Consider the following 15295-nt stretch of genomic DNA (forward strand, 5'->3'; position numbering starts at 1 on the left):
TTCGAGCATGTCCGACTCGGAGGACCTGCAGGCGATCCACGCGCGCGAGGATGCGGCGCGCCTGCTCGATGCGCAGCGGCGGATGCAGGGCGGCGTCGCGACCCACGCGCAGCTCACCGCGGGCGGGTTCAGCAGGATCGACATCGAACGGGCCGTACGCCGCAACGAGCTCCGCCGCGTCCACCCGCGCGTCTACATCGACCACACCGGACCGCTCACCTGGGAGCAGCGTGCCTGGGCCGCGGTGCTCTATGCCGGCCCGGCCGTGCTCTGCCGAGGCAGCCTCGAGGCTCCGCGAGGCCGCGACGACGGGCGGCCGATCCACGTCGCCATCGATCACTCACGCAAGGTCATGCCTCAGCCCGGCATCGTCGTCCACCGGATGCGCAATCTCGAGCTCAAGGCGTACGGAGGTACGCCGCCACGCCTCAAGGCCGAGGACAACGCGTTGGCGATGGCGAACGAGGCGAGGTCGGAGATCGACGCGATCGCCCAGGTTGCCGAGGTGGCGAGCAGGTCGTACGTCACTGCCGCCAGCCTCCAGGCGGCCCTGGACCGCGCGCACTCCCTACGCCGCCGCAAGCTCATCCAGGGCTTGGTGGACGACCTCGCGACGGGCACGCACTCCGTGCTCGAGCACGGCTATCTCACCAAGGTCGAGCGACCTCACGGCCTGCCAGAGGGTCGGCGCCAGTCTCCACGGACGACCGCCTCGGGAAACCAGTTCCGCGATGTCGAGTACGAGGCGTACGGGCTGGTGGTCGAGCTCGACGGTGCACTCGGCCACGAATCCTGGCGAGACCAGGCTCGTGACGCGGACCGCTCGTTGGACGATCTGGCTCGGTTGGGGTCGGTCACCGCCAGGCTGAGGTTTCATCAGGTCTTCGGCACTCCGTGTCAGACAGCGGCCCGCGTAGGAGAGATCCTCATCAGGAACGGCTGGACCGGACCGATGCGAGACTGCGGCCCGAGCTGCCACCTGCGTCAATGAACCTGGGGAGGGCTGTCCGAACCGTGTTCGGACAGCCCTCCCCAGGTTGTAGAAGCGAGTGCGGCTCAGTTCTCGGTGAGCTCGACCTCGACGCCGCCGAGCAGCGCCGCAGCCATGTTGTAGAGGAACGCCGCGAGGGTGGCGACGGCGGTCATCAGGACGATGTTGACCACCGAGACGACCATGGTGAAGCCCATGACACGCGCGAGGCCGAGGTAGTCCTGCACGTTCCAGCCGGCGCTGGAGTCACCGACGACGTCCTGCACGGCCTGGTTGATCGCGTCCCAGACACCGGCGGCGCCGAGCACCGACCAGATGACGAAGACGGCGACGATCACCACGACGCTGAGCGCGATCGAGAGGAGGAAGGACATCTTCATGACCGACCACGGGTCGATCCGGCTCAGGCTCAGCCGGGCCCGGCGCACCGATCCGCCGGCCGCGGCCCGCTCCGCGCCGGCTGGGCCGGAGGTGCGGGCGGTCGAGGCCACGGCGGAGGCGGCTGCCGAGGTCGTACGCTTGAACTCACTGGCGGCGTTGGCCACCGTGTCGGTGATCCGCTGGGTCACCGGCTGTGCTGCGGTCTCGTTCCGCTCGGTCATCGCGACTCCCCCAGTCGTGCTGTCGGCGGTGCGGTCCGTCATCAGGATTCATCTTCCGTAGTCGTCTCGGACGGCGCTCCGGGCTCGCCCTCTTCCCCGATTGTTACATCATCCGCAACCTCTGTCCCGGGGACGACGTCTTCGTCGACCTCGCGGGCCTCGACGGAACGGGCCACGACAGCGACCGAGTCACCCTTCTTGGGGGAGACGAACTTGACGCCCTGGGTGGAGCGACCGGTGGCTCGGAAGTCCGAGTTGATCGGGCTGCGTACGACCTGGCCGGAGGCGGTGATGGAGAGGACCTCGTCACCGTCGACCACGATGAACGCACCCACCAGACCGCCACGGTCGGCGTTGGTCAGGGCCATCGTCTTGATGCCCAGACCGCCGCGGGACTGCAGTCGGTACTCGGAGATCTTCGTACGCTTCGCGAAACCGCCGTCGGTGATGGTGAAGACGAACTGCTCCTTGACCTCGTCCGGCGACTCCGAGCCCGAGACGGGAGCCGCGACGTCCGCGGTGTCCTCGTTGGCCTCGGAGAGCCCGGCCGCGATCTCGGCGGCGACGTGCTCGGCGCGGATGACCGACATCGACAGCAGCGAGTCGCCGTCGCGGAACTTCATGCCGGTGACGCCGGAGGTCGCCCGGCCCATCGGCCGCAGCTGGTTGTCGTCGGCGCGGAACCGGATCGCCTGGCCCTTGCGGGAGACCAGCAGGATGTCGTCCTCGGAGTTGACCAGCTCGGCGCCGATCAGCTCGTCGTCGTCCTCGCGGAAGTTGATCGCGATGACGCCGGCCTGACGGGGCGAGTTGTAGTCGCCGAGGCGGGTCTTCTTGATCAGGCCGGAGCGGGTCGCCAGCACGAGGTAGGGCGCCTGCTCGTAGTCGCGGATCGCGAGCACCTGGGCGATCGACTCGTCCGGCTGGAACGAGAGCAGCCCGGCCACGTGACCACCCTTGGCGTCACGCGCCGCCTCGGGCAGGTTGTAGGCCTTGATCCGGTAGACCCGGCCGGCGGTGGTGAAGAAGAGCAGCCAGTGGTGGTTGGTGGTCGCGATGAAGTGCTCGACCACGTCGTCGCCGCGCAGCGTGGCGCCGCGTACGCCCTTGCCACCGCGCTTCTGGGTGCGGTACTCACCCGCGAGGGTGCGCTTGGCGTAGCCGCCGCGGGTGATCGAGACGACGAGCTCCTCATCGGGGATGAGGTCCTCCATGGAGAGGTCGCCGTCGGCGGCGATGATCTGAGTGCGCCGGTCGTCGCCGTACTTCGCGACGATCTCGTCGAGCTCCTCGCCCACGATCGAGCGCTGGCGGGCGACGTTGGCGAGGATGTCCTCGAGGTCGGCGATGATCCGCTCGAGCTCGGCGAGCCTGTCGATGATCTTCTGCCGCTCCAGCGCGGCGAGGCGGCGCAGCTGCATGTCGAGGATCGCGTTGGCCTGGATCTCGTCGATCTCGAGCAGCCGGATCAGGCCCTGACGGGCGTCGTCGACCTCGGGGGAGGAGCGGATCAGCGCGATCACCGCGTCGAGCTGGTCCAGCGCCTTGACGAGGCCGCGCCAGATGTGGGCGTCCTCCTCGGCCTTGCGCAGCCGGAATGCCGTACGCCTCCGGATGACGTCGATCTGGTGCTCGACCCAGTTGGAGATGAACTGGTCGATCGAGAGCGTGCGCGGCACACCGTCGACCAGCGCCAGCATGTTGGCGGAGAAGTTGGTCTGCAGCTCGGTGTGCTTGAGCAGGTTGTTGAGTACGACCCGGGCGACCGCGTCGCGCTTGAGCACGACCACGAGCTGCTGCCCGGTGCGGGAGGAGGTGTTGTCCTTGACGTCCGCGATGCCCTGCACCTTGCCGGTGTCGGCCAGGTCGGCGATCTTCTGGGCGAGGTTGTCCGGGTTCACCATGTAGGGGAGCTCGGTGATGACCAGGGTGGTGCGGCCCTTGCTGTCCTCGTCGACGTCGATCACCGCACGCTGCGTGATCGAGCCGCGGCCGGTGCGGTAGGCCTGCTCGATGCCCTCACGGCCGACGATCAGCGCGCCGTTGGGGAAGTCGGGACCCTTGACCCGCTCGATCAGCGCGTCCTGGAGCTCCTCACGGGTGGCGTCGGGGTGCTCGAGCGCCCACTTCGCGCCGGAGGCGACCTCACGCAGGTTGTGCGGCGGGATGTTGGTCGCCATGCCGACCGCGATGCCGGCGCTGCCGTTGACCAGCAGGTTCGGGAAACGGCTGGGCAGGATGCCCGGCTCCTGGGAGCGGCCGTCGTAGTTGGGCCCGAAGTCGACGGTGTCCTCGGTGATGTCGCGGACCATCTCCAGGGCCAGCGGCGCCATCCGGCACTCGGTGTAACGCATGGCCGCGGCCGGGTCGTTACCGGGCGAGCCGAAGTTGCCCTGGCCGTGGATCAGCGGGTAGCGCAGCACCCACGGCTGCGCGAGGCGGACCAGGGTGTCGTAGATCGCCGAGTCGCCGTGGGGGTGGTAGTTACCCATCACCTCACCGACGACGCGGGCGCACTTGGAGAACCCTCGGTCGGGGCGGTAGCCACCGTCGTACATCGCGTAGAGCACACGCCTGTGGACGGGCTTGAGGCCGTCGCGTACGTCGGGCAACGCGCGGCCGACGATGACGGCCATCGCGTAGTCGATGTAGCTGGCCTGCATCGAGGACTGCAGCTCGACGGTCTCGATCCGGCCGCCGGCGTGGGTCTGCCCGGTGCCTTCCGGAGGAGTCTCGGTCACGATTTCACTTTCTGCGTGCGTCTATCGGTATCTAGCGTCTGGAACAGACTCAGATATCGAGGAATCGGACGTCCTTGGCGTTGCGCTGGATGAAGGAGCGCCGTTCGGCGACGTCCTCACCCATGAGGATGGAGAAGATCTCGTCGGCGTGGGCTGCGTCCTCGAGGGTGACCTGCAGCAGCAGCCGCTGCGAGGGGTCCATCGTGGTCTCCCACAGCTCGTCGGCGTTCATCTCGCCCAGACCCTTGTAGCGCTGGACCGGGTTCTCCTTGGGGAGCTTCTTGCCCTGCTCCAGACCGTCGCGCATGAGCGCGTCGCGCTCGGCGTCGGAGTAGACGAACTCGTGCTCGGCCGGCTTGTTCCAGCGCAGCCGGTAGAGCGGCGGCTGGGCGAGGTAGACGTAGCCCTGCTCGATCAGCGGCTTCATGAACCGGAACAGCAGCGTCAGCAGCAGCGTGTTGATGTGGTGACCGTCGACGTCGGCGTCAGCCATCATCACGATCTTGTGGTAGCGCAGCCGGTTGATGTCGAAGTCGTCGTGCACGCCGGTGCCGAGCGCGGAGATGATCGCCTGGACCTCCTGGTTGGCGAGCACCTTGTCGATCCGGGCCTTCTCGACGTTGAGGATCTTGCCTCGGATCGGGAGGATCGCCTGGATGCGCGGGTCGCGGCCGGACTTGGCCGAGCCACCCGCGGAGTCACCCTCGACGATGAAGATCTCGCACTCTTCAGGGTTGGTCGACTGGCAGTCGGCCAGCTTGCCGGGCAGACCGCCACCGCCGCCGATGCCCTTGCGGTTGCGGGCCAGGTCGCGTGCCTTGCGGGCGGCGATGCGCGCTGAGGCGGCGGCCATCGACTTGCGGATGATCTCCTTGCCCTCGGCCGGGTTCTTCTCCAGCCAGTCACCGAGCTGGTCGTTGACCGCGCCCTGCACGAAGCCCTTGACCTCGGTGTTGCCCAGCTTGTCCTTGGTCTGACCCTCGAACTGCGGCTCGCCGATCTTCACGGAGATGATCGCGGTGAGACCTTCACGGATGTCGTCACCTGTGAGCCGGTCCTCCTTCTTCTTGATCAGACCCCACTCCTCACCCCAGCGGTTGACCAGGGTGGTGAGCGCGGCGCGGAAGCCCTCCTCGTGGGTGCCGCCGCCGGGGGTGTTGACCGTGTTGGCGAAGGTGTGGACCGACTCGTTGTAGGACGAGGCCTGCCACTGCATGGCGATCTCGACGCTCATCGGGTTGGGCGCCTTGTCGTCGGTCTCGGCCTCGAAGGCGATGATGCTGGAGACCGGGGTCTTGCGCTTGTTGAGGTGGTCGACGTAGTCGGCCAGACCGCGCTCGTAGTAGAAGGACTGCTCGAGCACCCGCTCGCCGTTGCCGGAGCTGTGCAGCTCGTCGGCACCGCCGGTGTCCTGCTCCACGGTGCCGTCCTCGACGGCCTCGGCGATCGCGGAGGCCTGCGGACGCTCGTCGCGCAGCTCGATCCGCAGCCCCTTGTTGAGGAACGCGGTCTCACGGAAGTGGCTCGAGATGGTCTCGAGGTTGTAGTCGGTCGACTCGAAGATGTCGGCGGAGGCGTTCCACGAGATCGTGGTGCCGGTGCGCTCACCCTCCTCGAGCTCGCGGACCTCACGCAGGTCGTAGTCCGGTACGCCGAGGGTGAACTCCTGCTCCCACAGGCGTCCCCGGTTCTTGATCTCCATGCGGAGGTTGGTGGAGAGCGCGTTCACCACGGAGGAGCCGACGCCGTGCAGACCACCGGAGACCTTGTAGCCGCCGCCGCCGAACTTGCCGCCCGCGTGCAGCACGGTCAGCGCCAGGGTCGCGGCGGGGATCTCCTGTCCGGGCGCGGTGTCGGTCGGGATGCCGCGACCGTTGTCGGAGACGCTCACCCAGCCGTCCTCGCGCAGCGTCACCTTGATGGTGTCGCAGTAGCCGGCGAGCGCCTCGTCGACCGCGTTGTCCACGATCTCCCAGATCAGGTGGTGGAGACCGCGGGCTCCCGTCGAGCCGATGTACATACCCGGTCGCTTGCGGACCGCTTCGAGCCCTTCGAGAACCTGGATGGCAGACGCGTCGTACTCGACTCCGTCTGCGGTCTGGTCGTCCGGCATGGGAGTCGTCTGGTCGGCAGCGGTCACCGGTGCGATCCACCTGTCATTTCGGTCCGGAATCGGACGTGGTGTCGGTCGGGCATGCAACGGGCCGACCAGCGCCGGGGAACAGAAACCTAGGACGATCGACCCAACCCCTATGTTACCCCGTAGAACCCCGGATTCCACGCACGCGGGCTTTCCTGAGGGGGAACTGTGACGGAAATGAGCGTCTGTGCGTCTCCTGACGGTGTCTCTGCGCCCTCAGCAGGGGGCTGGGTGAGTCCCTATACGTCCGGAGGGCGCCCAGAGCGGCAGATCGCGGCTCAGGCGACAGGCCTCGAACACCTGTTCACCGGTGCGATCGGGACGGCTTCTCAGCCGTAGGTGTCGCGTGGTCCGCGACCATCCCGAAGACCGCGGGGGCCCTTCTTCCACGAAGGGAGATGCGGGCCGAGCACCTCGATGACGAGGACGGTTCCGTGGCCGAGCTCCTCGTTGAGCCGCTTGACCAGATTGGGTGCGAGCAGCTTGAGCTGGGTCGCCCAGGCGGTCGAGTCGGTGCGCACGGACAGCTTGCCGTCGGCGTACGACTCCGGGGTGGTGTGGTCGGCGATCTCCTCGCCGACGATGTCGGGCCAGCGGGCCATCACGCCGTGCACCCGCAGCGAGGTGTCCCAGCCGTGGTCGTTGACCATCCGGCTGACCACGGAGTCGATGAGCTGGGGGTCGCGGTCGTCGGGGCGGGCGCCGGAGACCATGCCGCGTCGCGTGGTGCCGTCGGGCGTACGCCGCTTCTTCCTCATGCCCGCCTTGGGCGCGGGCATCTTGGCGGTCGCCCGGGTCAGGGAGCGGGCGAGGTCGAGGCCGTCGGGGCGCTTCTCGGGTTCTTCCTCCTCAGGGGTGGTCTCGACAAGCTCGACCACCGGCTCGACCACCGGCTCTTCGTCACTCACCGCGGGTCACCTCGCCGGCCTTGACGTGGTAGCGGGCACCGGCCAGAGCCTCGGGTACGTCCTCGGGGACCGCGGCGGTGACCAGGACCTGCTCGGCGCCGGCGACCAGCTCGGCCAGCTGGACCCGGCGCTGGCTGTCGAGCTCGGCGAAGACGTCGTCGAGGATCAGGATGGGGTCGTCGCCGTCGGCACGCAGCAGGTCGTATGCAGCCAACCGGAGCGCCAGCGCGAACGACCAGGACTCGCCGTGGCTGGCGTAGCCCTTCACCGGGAGCCGCTCGGTGCCGGCGCTGATGTGGAGGAGCAGGTCGTCGCGGTGAGGGCCGACCAGGCTGATGCCGCGGTCGAGCTCGTCCTTCTGGCGTCGCGCCAGCTCCTCGAGGATTGCTTGGCGGAGGGTCCCTACGCTCGGGGTGGTGGTCTCGACAGGCTCGACCACCGGTTTGTAGGTGATGTCGGCGTCGTCGCGGCTCGCGCCGCGGGCGACGGTCTCGTAGGCCTTGCCGACGTACGGCTTGAGCGCGTCGACGAGGGCGAGACGTTGGGCCAGGATCTCGGCGCCGGTGCGGGCGAGGTGGTCGTCCCAGACGGCCAGGGTGGCGAGGGCGCCCTCGCGTGCCGAGCCGCGGGCGAGGCCGGCGGTCTTGAGCAGCGAGTTGCGCTGCTTGAGGATGCGGTCGTAGTCGCTGCGTACGCCTGCCAGACGGGGGCTGCGCAGGATCATCAGGTCGTCGAGGAAGCGCCGCCGGTCGGAGGGATCGCCCTTGACGAGGGTGAGGTCCTCGGGGGAGAAGACGACGGTGCGGACCAGGCCGACCAGGTCGCGGGTGCGGGGGAGCGGGCTCCGGTTGATCCGGGCCTTGTTGGCGCGGCCGGCGTTGATCTCGATCTCGAGCGTGGCGGTGCGGCCGTCGCGTACGACCGCCGCGCGCACCACGGCCTGGTCGGCGCCGGCCCGGACCAGCGGGGCGTCGGTGGCGACCCGGTGGGACTGCAGGCGGGATAGGTAGTCGATCGCCTCGACCAGGTTGGTCTTGCCCTGACCGTTGCGGCCGACGAACGCGGTCACACCCGCTTCGAGGGGGACCTCGATTGTGGGGTAGGAGCGGAAGTCATGGAGAGAGAGGTGGGAGACGTACATCGTGTTTCCTCTCTCGTTAAGGTGCCTGTATGACCCAGTCTCCCAACCCTTACGGCCCGCCTCCAGGGCAGCCCGCCTCCGGCGGGTCGGCCGGACATCTCGACAGGCTCGATACATCGCCTTTCTACCTGTCGGTGATGGGCCAGGTCCACGGGCCCTACCCGGTCCAGCAGCTCGCTCAGATGGCTGCCGCCGGGCAGATCAAGTCGGACACCCCGGCCAGCCTCGGCACCGACCAGCAGTGGTTTCCCGTGAAACAGATCCCGGGCGTCTTCTCGAGCCGGGAGTGGCTGATCACCCTGCTGCTCTCGATCTTCCTGGGTTCCCTCGGCGTGGACAGGTTCTACGTCGGGCAGATCGGTCTCGGGATCCTGAAGCTGGTCACCTGTGGTGGGTTCGGGATCTGGACGATCATCGACATCATCCTGGTCGCCGTGCGAAAGTTCCCGGATGCCGACGGTAAGCCCCTCTCCTGACCTGCGTCAGCGCGCCGCGGCGGTGAGCTCCACGGAGGTCACCGCCGCGATCGGCGTCGGCGGGATCGTCATCGCGGCGCTCCTGCCCGCCGGCGGCATCGAGGACGGCCCGGTGATCTGCCCGTTCCGCGCGCTCACCGGTCTGCCCTGCCCCGGCTGCGGTCTGACCCGGTCGTGGGTCTACCTGATGCACGGTGACGTCGGGTCCTCGCTGGCGAGCAACTGGTTCGGACCGGTGCTCATCGCGGCGATCGTCGTCCTCGCCGTGGTCGCGGGGCGATCCCGCCTCTCCGGGAGACGCCCCGCTGACCTCGACAAACTCGTGAAGAACCCGGTCGTCCTGGGCCTCTTCGCACTCTTCGTCGCCCACGGCGCCGTGCGTCTGATCCTCACCATGACCGGAGTCATCGACCCCATCTAGATGGTGGTCGAGCCTGTCGAGCGGTGTATCGAGCTTGTCGAGATGACCACCCGCGAAGCGGGTGGATCAGGCCTCCGACTCCGAGATCACCGCGTGCCCGCCGAACCCGTTGCGCATCGCGGCGATCGCCTTCATGGCGTGGTCGTCCTCCTGCCGGGAGACGAACCGCGCGAACAGCGAGGCCGAGATCGCCGGCATCGGGACGGCGTTCTCGATCGCAGCCTCGACGGTCCAGCGGCCCTCGCCCGAGTCGTCGGCGTAGCCCTTGATCTTGTCGAGGTGCTCGTCGGCGCGCAGCTGGTCGACGAGCAGGTCGAGCAGCCAGGAGCGTACGACCGTGCCGGTGCGCCACGAGGCGAAGATCTCCGGGACGTTGTCGACGATGTCCACCTTGTCGAGGAGCTCCCAGCCCTCGGCGTAGGCCTGCATCATGGCGTACTCGATGCCGTTGTGGACCATCTTGGAGAAGTGGCCGGCGCCGGGGGTGGTGCCGCAGTGGACCAGGCCGTCCTCGGTGCCGGACGGCTTGAGCGCCTCGAAGGCCGGCATCACCTTGGCGGCGTCCTCCTCGGACCCGCCGTACATCAGGGCGTAGCCGTTCTGGAGACCCCAGACACCGCCGGAGACACCACAGTCGACGAAGCCGATGCCCTTCTCGGACAGGCTCTCGGCGTTCTTGGCGTCGTCGGTGTATTTCGAGTTGCCGCCGTCGACGACGAGGTCACCCTCGCCGAGGAGCTCCTTGAGCTCCGCGATCGTGGAGCGGGTCGGGTCGCCCGCCGGCACCATCACCCAGACCACCTTCGGGCTGGGCAGCGCCTCGACCATCTCCGCGAGGCTCGCCACGTCGGCGAGGTCAGGGTTGCGGTCGTATCCGACGACGGTGTGACCGGCCTCCCGCAGGCGGGTGCGCATGTTGCCACCCATCTTGCCGAGGCCGACGAGTCCGATGTGCATACGAGATTCCTTCAGATCCGGTGGTCGAGCCTGTCGAGACCACCCTACGAGCGAGGTGTGAGCGGGAGATGGTCAGGAAAGCAGGCGGCGCGGCATGAGCAGGTAGCGGAAGCCCGGCTCCTCGCCGCCCTCGGCCGGCTTGCCGCTGATCACCACGGGCTTCGGGGCCTGGGTGAACGCGAGCTCGACGACCTGCTCGTCGATGGCCTGCAGCCCGTCGAGGAGGAACTGCGGGTTGAACCCGGTGGTCAGGCCCTCACCCTCCATGGTCGCCTCGATCGACTCGGAAGCCTGGGCCTCGTCGCCGGAGCCCGCGTCGAGAGTGAGCACGCCGTCCTCGAAGACCATCTGGACCGCGGTGTTGCGCTCGGCGACCAGGGCCACGCGCTTGACCGACTCGACCAGCGACGCCTTGTCGACCAGCGCGGTGGTGAGGTGCTCGGCCGGGAACAGGCTGCGCACCTTCGGGAACTCGCCGTCGAGCAGGCGCGTCGTGGTGCGGCGTACGCCACCCGCGGCCGCGCCCTCGAAGCCGATGATCCCCTCGCCCGTGCCGGTGGTGGACAGCGCGAGGGTGACCTCGCTGCCGCTGGTCAGCGACTTGGCGGTGTCGCCGAGGACCTTCGCGGGCACCAGTGCCGCGAGGCTCTCGTCGGGGGTGGCCGGGTTCCACTCGAGCTCGCGGTGGGAGAGCCGGAAGCGGTCGGTGGCGAGCAGCGAGATCGTGGAGCCCTCGATCTCGAGCCGCACGCCGGTCAGCACCGGCAGCATGTCGTCACGGCCGGCGGCGGTCACGGCCTGGGCGACGGCGTGGGCGAACAGCTCCGACTTCACCGTGCCGGCAGCGGTCGGCATCTCCGGCAGGGTCGGGTAGTCCTCGACCGGCATCGTCTGCAGGCTGAACCGCGCGCTCCCGCAGGTGAGCGAGACGCGGGAGCCGTCGGTCACCATCTCGACCGGCTTGGCCGGGAGGCTGCGGCAGATGTCGGCGAGCAGCTTGCCCGAGACCAGCGCCTTGCCCTCGTCGGCGACCTCGGCGGACAGCGTCGCTCGCGCGGAGGTCTCATAGTCGAACGTCGAGAGCACCAGGCCCTCGTGACCCGCCTCGATCAGGAGGCCGGAGAGCACCGGGGTGCTCGGGCGTACCGGAAGGCTGCGGGCAGCCCAGGCGACAGCATCCGCGAACACGTCGCGGTCGACGCGGAACTTCACGATGACCTGTCCTTCTTCTAACTCGACATCGGGCGTATGAGGACATGCGCTCCGGGCTGTGCTCAACCCTTGAGGGGAGACGACACCGGTTCCGGAACGCCCCCGCGTTGACATGACCTGGAGTACGCATCCTGCCACGGACCGCCGACAACCGGTAAGCGCTCATCGGTGTCGGCTCTTCACAGGCCTATCTGTGCACTCGAGGCGCCGAGCGGGTTGTCCCCAGGGAAGGGCGTTCGTGGAATTTCACCGAGGATCCATGGACGTAAATAGTTTCGTACGTCATAAGAGCATCTGTGGGAAATGTGGATGAGGCGCGTTGTCGCTGGTCAGCCCGGAAAATGTGATTCCACAGGGGATGTGGACGCCCTGCTGAAATGACGCACGTCACTGTGGGCTGTGGAGAGTTGTCGGCCCGGTCCGGTGTTTTGTGCACAGGCCATCCCCTTTTCCATCCCATTTGAACCGCCGGTTCTCCACAGGTTCCACCCAGCCTGTGGGCTGTGGACAACCTGGGAAATCTCGTCCTGTGGGTTTTGCAAATCCCAAAACGCGAAACGGCCGCCGCCCCGGTCGGGGTCGGCGGCCGCGTACGAACGCGGGTGCTGTCAGCCCTGGCGGGCCTGCATCTTGACGCGGTTGGTGAGCTCGGAGACCTGGTTGAAGACCGCCCGGCGCTCGGCGAGGAGCTGGTTGATCTTGCGCTCGGCGTACATCACGGTGGTGTGGTCGCGGCCGCCGAAGTGCTTGCCGATCTTCGGCAGGGAGTCCTCGGTGAGCTCACGACACAGATACATGGCGATCTGCCGGGCCATGACGAGGTGGCGCCCACGCGAGGGTCCGGTGAGCTCGTCGATCGACAGCCCGAAGTAGGCGGCGGTCTGGGCGATGATCAGGCCGGCGGTGATCTCGGGCTCGCCGCCCTCGGGGATCAGGTCCTTGAGCACGATCTCGGCCAGGGTCAGGTCGACGTCCTGGCGGTTGAGGTTGGCGAACGCCGTCACCCGGATCAGCGCGCCCTCGAGCTCACGGATGTTGGTCTGGATCTTGCTCGCGATGAACTCGAGCACGTCCGGCGGCGCGGTGAGCCGCTCCATCGCTGCCTTCTTACGGAGGATCGCGATGCGGGTCTCGATGTCGGGCGGCTGGACGTCGGTGATCAGACCCCACTCGAACCGGTTGCGCAGCCGGTCCTCGAGCGCCTCGAGCCGCTTGGGCGGACGGTCGGAGGTGAGCACGATCTGCTTGTTGGCGTTGTGGAGCGTGTTGAAGGTGTGGAAGAACTCCTCCTGCGTCTGGGTCTTCCCCTCCAGGAACTGGATGTCGTCGATCAGCAGGACGTCGACATCGCGGTAGCGCCGCTTGAACCGGTCCTGCCGGTCGTCGCGGATCGCGTTGATGAACTCGTTGGTGAACTCCTCGGAGCTGACGTAGCGCACCTTCGCCCCGGAGTAGAGGCTGCGTACGTAGTGACCGATCGCGTGCAGCAGGTGGGTCTTGCCCAGACCGGACTCGCCGTAGACCAGCAGCGGGTTGTAGGCCTTGCCCGGCGCCTCGCTGACCGCGACCGCGGCCGCGTGCGGGAACCGGTTGGACGACCCGATGACGAAGGTCTCGAAGGTGTACTTCGGATTGAGCCGGGTCTCGAGGACGTTGTGGCTCGGCTCGCTCGCCCGCGTCGGCGGGCCGGGCACGAGCTGCCGCGGCGGGGGCGGCTCCTCGACGGGCGCGACCGGCGGCGCCGGGGGATTTGTCGACATGTCGGCATAGTCGGGACGTACGTCCTCACGGCCCGCGGGCGGAGCCGGCTGCGACGAGGGCGGCGGGGTGAGTGGAGCCTGCGGCCCCGCGTACGCGGGGGGAGCCGTCGGCTCGCCGGGAGGCTCGGTCGCCGCGGGCACGCCGGGGATCAGGCCCGGCGGGGTGGTCGGGTAGACCGACTGGTGCGGGAAGGCCGACTGGTTCGGGAAGGCGTTCTGCTGCTGGAGGGCCGCGGCAGCGGCAGCATCCGCAGCGGCGATCTCCCGCTCGGAGATCATGATCGCCTGGGTGTCGGGGTCGGGCGTGACCTCGATGTCGGGGTTGACGGTGACCGCGATCCGGATCTCGCGGGCGAAGATCTCACCGAGCGACTTCTCCAGCGTGCCGCGCAGGCGGCCCTCGATCTGGTTGCGGATGAAGTCGTTGGGGACCTCGACGATCGCGGTCGACCCGTGCAGGGTCAGCGGCTCACTGTCCCGGAGCCAGGCGCGCTGGTTCGGCGGAAGCTCGGCGACCACCCGCGTCCATGCGGACTGGAGATCTGGCTGTGGTTCTGGCGCGAGGCCGGAGTGCTCCACAGATTCCTGCCTTCCCTGATGGCTCGGGTGGTGGTCGGTATTGATGCAGCCTGGATCGGTGCAGCGGTCTGGTCTACATCCTCCACAGACTTTTCCACAAGCTGTGGAGCATCCCCGAATGTAGGCATCGGAGACCAACCGAGACACGTCGCCGTCCTCGAGAATCCGACCGTTCCGGCAGGTCAGGCGGGAAAAATAGATCCCAGCGTGGCATCCCCCCGAATGCGGCCGACGCTCCTGACGATGTGCAGGGAAACCTCGGTAGAGGACGAAGTTACCGGCAGGCGACCATCACGGGCAACCCGTCCTCCACAGGTTGAGGGCGAATCACAGGTGTGTGATAGGGCGCGAGTTTGACCGTGGTTTCACCGTCCACGTACCGTTGCTAGGTCCGTCGAATCTACGGGCGCCGCATGTCCACGCCTCGGTCGCCGAGGCGCGGACGGGCGGTGTTTGTTGAAACGGCCCGCCTGGAACCACCGAGGGCGACCCATCAGACCAGCCGGAAGAGCAGCCGGCCCCACACAACTAAGGAAGCACCCCGTGAGCAAGCGTACTTACCAGCCGAACAACCGCCGCCGTCACAAGACGCACGGTTTCCGCCTGCGCATGCGCACCCGTGCCGGCCGTGCCATCCTCGCGGCGCGCCGCCGCAAGGGTCGCAAGAGCCTGACCGTCTGAGGCCCCGGCCTCAGCCACCACGCGCGTGCTGCCACGTCGCCATCGACTGATCGATTCGTCGGGCTTCAAAGAAGCGGTACGACGAGGCAAGCGCGCGGGCTCGAAGAGCCTGGTGGTCCATCTGCTCGTCCCCGGTGCCGGCATTGACGGCGACCGGGCGACCGAGCCACAGGTGGGCTTCGTGGTGAGCAAGGCCGTCGGCCCGGCCGTCGTCCGGAATCGCGTGAAGCGCAGACTGCGTCACCAGGCCCGGGAGTCCCTGAGCGGACTCCCGGGCTCTGCTGTGCTTGTGGTCCGTGCGCTTCCTGCTGCCGCGGACGCCGGCTACGACGAGCTGGGTGCCGATCTGCGGCGCTGTCTGGAGCGAGTGCTCCGATGACGGCGGCAGTCCGCGTCGTACGCGGTGCTCTCGACAAGCTCGACCGCCTCCTCGCGTCGGTGCTGATCGGGCTGCTCCACGTGTGGCGGACTCTCGTCAGTCCGCTCTACGGCGATGTGTGCCGCTACTACCCGTCGTGCTCGGCGTACGGGCTCGAGGCCGTCAAGACGCACGGCCCCTGGCGCGGGAGCTGGCTGACGGCGCGCCGTCTGGCCCGCTGTGTCCCCTGGGCCAAGACGCGGGGCTTCGATCCCGTACCCACCAAAAACCCCTGAAGACCTGGTCCGTGTAAGTGCGGACTCCCCAA

At 68.1% G+C, this 15295-nt stretch carries 13 protein-coding genes and 1 pseudogene; 6 read left to right on the forward strand and 8 right to left on the reverse strand.

The features are described from left to right. The first annotated feature begins 7 nt into the window (after positions 1-7). Positions 8-991 (forward strand): type IV toxin-antitoxin system AbiEi family antitoxin domain-containing protein, encoded by a 984-nt coding sequence (locus G5C66_RS20035; protein ID WP_206444348.1) that lies wholly within the window; start codon positions 8-10, stop codon positions 989-991. A gap of 65 nt (positions 992-1056) precedes the next feature. On the opposite strand, the gene G5C66_RS20040 is transcribed toward G5C66_RS20035, so the two are convergent. The 5 genes from G5C66_RS20040 to recF all read right to left on the reverse strand — a co-directional run bounded on the left by G5C66_RS20040 (position 1057) and on the right by recF (position 8523). Further along, positions 1057-1635, reverse strand: a complete 579-nt coding sequence (locus G5C66_RS20040) for a DUF3566 domain-containing protein (RefSeq protein WP_165112698.1) — start codon at positions 1633-1635, stop codon at positions 1057-1059. Further along, the gene (gene gyrA, locus G5C66_RS20045; protein ID WP_165112699.1) at positions 1635-4334 is read right to left on the reverse strand and encodes a DNA gyrase subunit A; all 2700 of its coding nucleotides are present in this window, start codon (positions 4332-4334) and stop codon (positions 1635-1637) included. Before gyrA ends, G5C66_RS20040 begins: the two co-directional genes overlap by 1 nt. Positions 4335-4383: 49 nt before the next feature. Continuing rightward, the gene (gene gyrB, locus G5C66_RS20050) at positions 4384-6447 is read right to left on the reverse strand and encodes a DNA topoisomerase (ATP-hydrolyzing) subunit B (protein ID WP_165112750.1); all 2064 of its coding nucleotides are present in this window, start codon (positions 6445-6447) and stop codon (positions 4384-4386) included. A gap of 356 nt (positions 6448-6803) precedes the next feature. Next, the gene (locus G5C66_RS26150; protein WP_338144249.1) at positions 6804-7382 is read right to left on the reverse strand and encodes a DciA family protein; all 579 of its coding nucleotides are present in this window, start codon (positions 7380-7382) and stop codon (positions 6804-6806) included. Next, positions 7375-8523 carry a DNA replication/repair protein RecF gene (gene recF, locus G5C66_RS20060; RefSeq protein WP_165112700.1) on the reverse strand — a complete coding sequence of 383 codons (1149 nt, stop codon included), beginning with the start codon at positions 8521-8523 and terminating at the stop codon, positions 7375-7377. The genes G5C66_RS26150 and recF overlap by 8 nt, the downstream gene beginning before the upstream one ends. Positions 8524-8552: 29 nt before the next feature. Here recF and G5C66_RS20065 point away from each other — a divergent pair, with 29 nt between their 5' ends. Both G5C66_RS20065 and G5C66_RS20070 read left to right on the forward strand, forming a co-directional pair. Beyond that, entirely contained in the window at positions 8553-8999 is a 447-nt protein-coding gene (locus G5C66_RS20065) for an NINE protein (RefSeq protein WP_165112701.1), read from the forward strand. Continuing rightward, positions 8974-9420 carry a DUF2752 domain-containing protein gene (locus G5C66_RS20070; RefSeq protein ID WP_165112702.1) on the forward strand — a complete coding sequence of 149 codons (447 nt, stop codon included), beginning with the start codon at positions 8974-8976 and terminating at the stop codon, positions 9418-9420. Before G5C66_RS20065 ends, G5C66_RS20070 begins: the two co-directional genes overlap by 26 nt. 66 nt (positions 9421-9486) lie before the next feature. Here G5C66_RS20070 and gnd read toward each other — a convergent pair. The 3 genes and pseudogenes from gnd to dnaA form a co-directional block, all read right to left on the reverse strand. Then, positions 9487-10407, reverse strand: a pseudogene (gnd, locus tag G5C66_RS20075) (phosphogluconate dehydrogenase (NAD(+)-dependent, decarboxylating)); the annotation flags it as partial. A 42-nt stretch (positions 10408-10449) separates the two neighbouring features. Continuing rightward, positions 10450-11589 (reverse strand): DNA polymerase III subunit beta, encoded by a 1140-nt coding sequence (gene dnaN / locus G5C66_RS20080; RefSeq protein WP_141791053.1) that lies wholly within the window; start codon positions 11587-11589, stop codon positions 10450-10452. Positions 11590-12197: 608 nt separating this feature from the next. After that, positions 12198-13928 carry a chromosomal replication initiator protein DnaA gene (dnaA, locus tag G5C66_RS26155; protein ID WP_165112703.1) on the reverse strand — a complete coding sequence of 577 codons (1731 nt, stop codon included), beginning with the start codon at positions 13926-13928 and terminating at the stop codon, positions 12198-12200. A 543-nt stretch (positions 13929-14471) separates the two neighbouring features. Here dnaA and rpmH point away from each other — a divergent pair. From rpmH to yidD, 3 genes are read left to right on the forward strand one after another with little or no spacing between them, the layout of a single operon-like run. After that, the gene (rpmH, locus tag G5C66_RS20090) at positions 14472-14609 is read left to right on the forward strand and encodes a 50S ribosomal protein L34 (RefSeq protein WP_165112704.1); all 138 of its coding nucleotides are present in this window, start codon (positions 14472-14474) and stop codon (positions 14607-14609) included. Between the two features lie 25 nt (positions 14610-14634). Next, positions 14635-14988: a ribonuclease P protein component gene (gene rnpA, locus G5C66_RS20095; RefSeq protein ID WP_165112705.1), complete on the forward strand. Its 354-nt coding sequence runs from the start codon at positions 14635-14637 to the stop codon at positions 14986-14988. After that, positions 14985-15263: a membrane protein insertion efficiency factor YidD gene (gene yidD, locus G5C66_RS20100; RefSeq protein ID WP_165112706.1), complete on the forward strand. Its 279-nt coding sequence runs from the start codon at positions 14985-14987 to the stop codon at positions 15261-15263. The genes rnpA and yidD overlap by 4 nt, the downstream gene beginning before the upstream one ends. Positions 15264-15295: the final 32 nt, after the last annotated feature.

It is taken from the genome of Nocardioides turkmenicus (genome assembly GCF_011045035.1).
GTDB classification, from domain to species: Bacteria; Actinomycetota; Actinomycetes; order Propionibacteriales; family Nocardioidaceae; genus Nocardioides; species Nocardioides turkmenicus.